General features: G+C 54.7%; 3 rRNA genes. All 3 read right to left on the reverse strand.

Annotation, left to right across the window (positions count from 1 at the left end):
• Window positions 1-59: 59 nt before the first annotated feature.
• The 3 genes from rrf to RWH45_RS16240 all read right to left on the reverse strand — a co-directional run bounded on the left by rrf (window position 60) and on the right by RWH45_RS16240 (window position 5,337).
• Window positions 60-176, reverse strand: a 5S ribosomal RNA gene (gene rrf, locus RWH45_RS16230).
• Window positions 177-279: 103 nt separating this feature from the next.
• Window positions 280-3,392, reverse strand: a 23S ribosomal RNA gene (locus tag RWH45_RS16235).
• Between the two features lie 423 nt (window positions 3,393-3,815).
• Window positions 3,816-5,337: ribosomal RNA gene (locus RWH45_RS16240) — 16S ribosomal RNA — on the reverse strand.
• The 16S, 23S and 5S rRNA genes sit together here, the layout of an rRNA operon.
• Window positions 5,338-5,595: the final 258 nt, after the last annotated feature.

Raw genomic sequence — 5,595 nt, forward strand, 5'->3', positions numbered from 1 at the left:
AATGTGCCCGTAAATGCGAAATGGCCACCCAGCGTTGGGCGGCCATTTCGTTAAAGGAAGTCCGGCGGTGTCCTACTCTCCCACAGGGTCCCCCCTGCAGTACCATCGGCGCTGAGAGGCTTAGCTTCCGGGTTCGGAATGTGACCGGGCGTTTCCCTCTCGCTATGGCCGCCGAAACACTATTGATGTTTCAAAAACCAACAACGATTGTTCATTGTTGTGTTGTTCTCGACCGTACATCGAGAACCACTCAGTGGACGCAAGCACCAAAAACGGTGTGTTATCAAGTCATCGGCTTATTAGTACCGGTCAGCTTCACGCATTACTGCGCTTCCACATCCGGCCTATCAACCCAGTAGTCTGGCTGGGAGCCTCTCACCCACAAGGGGTATGGAAGTCTCATCTTGAGGCCGGCTTCCCGCTTAGATGCTTTCAGCGGTTATCCATCCCGAACGTAGCTAATCAGCGGTGCTCCTGGCGGAACAACTGACACACCAGAGGTTCGTCCAACCCGGTCCTCTCGTACTAGGGTCAGATCCTCTCAAACTTCCTACGCGCGCAGCGGATAGGGACCGAACTGTCTCACGACGTTCTAAACCCAGCTCGCGTACCGCTTTAATGGGCGAACAGCCCAACCCTTGGGACCTACTCCAGCCCCAGGATGCGACGAGCCGACATCGAGGTGCCAAACCATGCCGTCGATATGGACTCTTGGGCAAGATCAGCCTGTTATCCCCGAGGTACCTTTTATCCGTTGAGCGACAGCGCTTCCACAAGCCACTGCCGGATCACTAGTCCCGACTTTCGTCCCTGCTCGACCTGTCAGTCTCACAGTCAAGCTCCCTTGTGCACTTACACTCGCCACCTGATTGCCAACCAGGTTGAGGGAACCTTTGGGCGCCTCCGTTACATTTTGGGAGGCAACCGCCCCAGTTAAACTACCCACCAGGCACTGTCCCTGAACCGGATCACGGTCCTAAGTTAGATATCCAGAGTGACCAGAGTGGTATTTCAACAATGACTCCACACTCACTGGCGTGAATGCTTCACCGTCTCCCACCTATCCTACACAAGCCACACCGAACACCAATACCAAGCTGTAGTAAAGGTCACGGGGTCTTTCCGTCCTGCTGCGCGTAACGAGCATCTTTACTCGTAATGCAATTTCGCCGAGTTCGCGGTTGAGACAGTTGGGAAGTCGTTACGCCATTCGTGCAGGTCGGAACTTACCCGACAAGGAATTTCGCTACCTTAGGATGGTTATAGTTACCACCGCCGTTTACTGGGGCTTAAATTCTCAGCTTCGCCTTGCGGCTAACCGGTCCTCTTAACCTTCCAGCACCGGGCAGGCGTCAGTCCGTATACATCGTCTTGCGACTTGGCACGGACCTGTGTTTTTAGTAAACAGTCGCTACCCACTAGTCTCTGCGGCCACCACACCCTTTCGGAGCAAGTCCTAATAAGCGGATGGCCCCCCTTCTCCCGAAGTTACGGGGGCATTTTGCCGAGTTCCTTAACCACGATTCTCTCGATCTCCTTGGTATTCTCTACCTGACCACCTGAGTCGGTTTGGGGTACGGGCGGCTAGAACCTCGCGTCGATGCTTTTCTCGGCAGCATAGGATCACCCACTTTTTATCCGCATCGTGTCTCAGCCTCAATGACTCCCGGATTTGCCTAAGAGTCGGCCTACGCACTTGCACCAGGACTACCATCGCCTGGCTTGGGCTACCTTCCTGCGTCACACCTGTTAATACGCTAGCCGCACCAGCATGGGGTCGAGCGTTCACACACACCCGCCTCACCCCGAAGGGATCGGCTAAAGCGTGAGCTAGGACTCTTAGCACCACTGGATTAGCTTGGGCGGTTCTTCGCCGGTACGGGAATATCAACCCGTTGTCCATCGACTACGCCTGTCGGCCTCGCCTTAGGTCCCGACTTACCCAGGGAAGATTAGCTTGACCCTGGAACCCTTGGTCTTTCGGAGGACGTGTTTCTCACACGTCATTCGCTACTCATGCCTGCATTCTCACTCGTGTAGCGTCCACGGCTGGGTCACCCCGCCGCTTCACTCGCCACACGACGCTCTCCTACCCATCAACACGGCTGGACCACGAAGGCCTACCAAAAATGTCAATGCCACAACTTCGGTGGCGTGCTTGAGCCCCGTTACATTGTCGGCGCGGAATCACTTGACCAGTGAGCTATTACGCACTCTTTCAAGGGTGGCTGCTTCTAAGCCAACCTCCTGGTTGTCAAAGCAACTCCACATCCTTTCCCACTTAGCACGCGCTTAGGGACCTTAGTTGGTGGTCTGGGTTGTTTCCCTCTCGACTATGAAGCTTATCCCCCACAGTCTCACTGCTGCGCTCTCACTTACCGGCATTCGGAGTTTGGCTGACGTCAGTAACCTTGTAGGGCCCATCGGCCATCCAGTAGCTCTACCTCCGGCAAGAAACACGCAACGCTGCACCTAAATGCATTTCGGAGAGAACCAGCTATCACGAAGTTTGATTGGCCTTTCACCCCTATCCACAGCTCATCCCCTCAGTTTTCAACCTAAGTGGGTTCGGTCCTCCACGACGTCTTACCGTCGCTTCAACCTGGCCATGGATAGATCACTTCGCTTCGGGTCTAGGACACGCGACTGAATCGCCCTATTCAGACTCGCTTTCGCTACGGCTACCCCACACGGGTTAACCTCGCCACGTATCGCTAACTCGCAGGCTCATTCTTCAAAAGGCACGCTGTCACCCCTACTAAGGAGGCTCCAACGGTTTGTAAGCAAACGGTTTCAGGTACTATTTCACTCCCCTCCCGGGGTACTTTTCACCTTTCCCTCACGGTACTTGTCCGCTATCGGTCATCTGGGAGTATTTAGGCTTATCAGGTGGTCCTGACAGATTCACACGGGATTTCTCGGGCCCCGTGCTACTTGGGATACTCTTCACGCCAAGAACAGGCATTTCGACTACGGGGTTCGCACCCTCTATGACCGGCCATTCAAAACCGTTCGTCTATACCCTCTTGTCACGTCGACTGCTCGGCAGAACAATCCGAAAAGTCCCACAACCCCCAACATGCAACGCCTGCCGGCTATCACACACGCTAGGTTTAGCCTCTTCCGATTTCGCTCGCCACTACTCACGGAATCGCTGTTGCTTTCTCTTCCTGTGGGTACTGAGATGTTTCACTTCCCCACGTTCCCTCTACCCGCCCTATATATTCAGGCGGGAGTCACCAGGTACGCACGCGCCCTGGCGGGGTTTCCCCATTCGGACACCCTCGGATCAAAACTCGCTTATCAGTTCCCCGAGGCTTATCGCAGATTGCTACGTCCTTCTTCGGCTCCAGATGCCAAGGCATCCACCGTTTGCTCTTAAAGACTTGAAATCACATGAGTTGAATCGTCAAAAAATTGACTAATGATCTTTAAGATCATCTTCACGACACAAACCCGAAGGCTCATGTCGAAGATGCTCGCGTCCACTGTGTAGTTCTCAAAGTACGGGCGGTACCCCTCCCCGACATCACAACCGCGACATCAAGAAAAGGCCCTCGAGGAACAGCCACCAACCACCACCGGTTCAACAACCAGCGCGATCAGCGCCCGGCCCCTCAGGACCCAACAGCGTGCATGTGTCAACAACTCCGAACCAGATCATTCCAATGGCAAGCCACGTACTAAACCCGAGAACCTCGTCCCCGACACCAAATCAAATGTTCCACCCATGAGCTAACCGGCAGACACGAACGGTCTGATCCGGCGCCTGGACACTCACAACCCGAAGGCCATCAGTGCCAGATGCTCCTTAGAAAGGAGGTGATCCAGCCGCACCTTCCGGTACGGCTACCTTGTTACGACTTAGTCCTAATTACCGATCCCACCTTCGACGGCTCCCTCCACAAGGGTTGGGCCACCGGCTTCAGGTGTTACCGACTTTCATGACTTGACGGGCGGTGTGTACAAGACCCGGGAACGTATTCACCGCAGCGTTGCTGATCTGCGATTACTAGCGACTCCGACTTCATGAGGTCGAGTTGCAGACCTCAATCCGAACTGGGACCGGCTTTTTGGGATTCGCTCCACCTCACGGTATTGCAGCCCTTTGTACCGGCCATTGTAGCATGCGTGAAGCCCAAGACATAAGGGGCATGATGATTTGACGTCATCCCCACCTTCCTCCGAGTTGACCCCGGCAGTATCCCATGAGTTCCCACCATTACGTGCTGGCAACATAGAACGAGGGTTGCGCTCGTTGCGGGACTTAACCCAACATCTCACGACACGAGCTGACGACAACCATGCACCACCTGTTCACCAGTGTCCAAAGAGTTGACCATTTCTGGCCCGTTCTGGTGTATGTCAAGCCTTGGTAAGGTTCTTCGCGTTGCATCGAATTAATCCGCATGCTCCGCCGCTTGTGCGGGTCCCCGTCAATTCCTTTGAGTTTTAGCCTTGCGGCCGTACTCCCCAGGCGGGGAACTTAATGCGTTAGCTGCGTCACGGAAACCGTGGAATGGTCCCCACAACTAGTTCCCAACGTTTACGGGGTGGACTACCAGGGTATCTAAGCCTGTTTGCTCCCCACCCTTTCGCTCCTCAGCGTCAGTTACGGCCCAGAGATCTGCCTTCGCCATCGGTGTTCCTCCTGATATCTGCGCATTCCACCGCTACACCAGGAATTCCAATCTCCCCTACCGCACTCTAGTCTGCCCGTACCCACTGCAGGCCCGAGGTTGAGCCTCGGGATTTCACAGCAGACGCGACAAACCGCCTACGAGCTCTTTACGCCCAATAATTCCGGATAACGCTTGCGCCCTACGTATTACCGCGGCTGCTGGCACGTAGTTAGCCGGCGCTTTTTCTGCAGGTACCGTCACTTTCGCTTCTTCCCTGCTAAAAGAGGTTTACAACCCGAAGGCCGTCATCCCTCACGCGGCGTTGCTGCATCAGGCTTTCGCCCATTGTGCAATATTCCCCACTGCTGCCTCCCGTAGGAGTCTGGGCCGTGTCTCAGTCCCAGTGTGGCCGGTCACCCTCTCAGGCCGGCTACCCGTCGACGCCTTGGTGAGCCATTACCTCACCAACAAGCTGATAGGCCGCGAGCCCATCCCAGACCAAAAAATCTTTCCAACCCCCACCATGCGGAAGAGGCTCATATCCAGTATTAGACGCCGTTTCCAGCGCTTATCCCAGAGTCCAGGGCAGGTTGCTCACGTGTTACTCACCCGTTCGCCACTGATCCACCAAGCAAGCTTGGCTTCACCGTTCGACTTGCATGTGTTAAGCACGCCGCCAGCGTTCATCCTGAGCCAGGATCAAACTCTCCGTAAAAAAGAAATGCACACAACACCGGGAAAACGATGCTGCAGCGAGTTTGAAACTGACCAAAGAGAAACATCATTACTGACGTATCCATATGCCAACCCCCGAAGAGGCTGGTCTTTGATCCAAAGGAATTTCTCGCAATCCGAAGATCAACGAGGAATAAATTGGCATTTGACAAGTGCACGCTGTTGAGTTCTCAAGGAACGGACGCACCCACAGAAACAGTCACCTAGACCTACCCGTGAGGCAGTTCACTACCTTCAC

The sequence above is a fragment of the Microbacterium galbum genome (assembly GCF_032464915.1).
Classification (GTDB): Bacteria; Actinomycetota; Actinomycetes; order Actinomycetales; family Microbacteriaceae; genus Microbacterium; species Microbacterium galbum.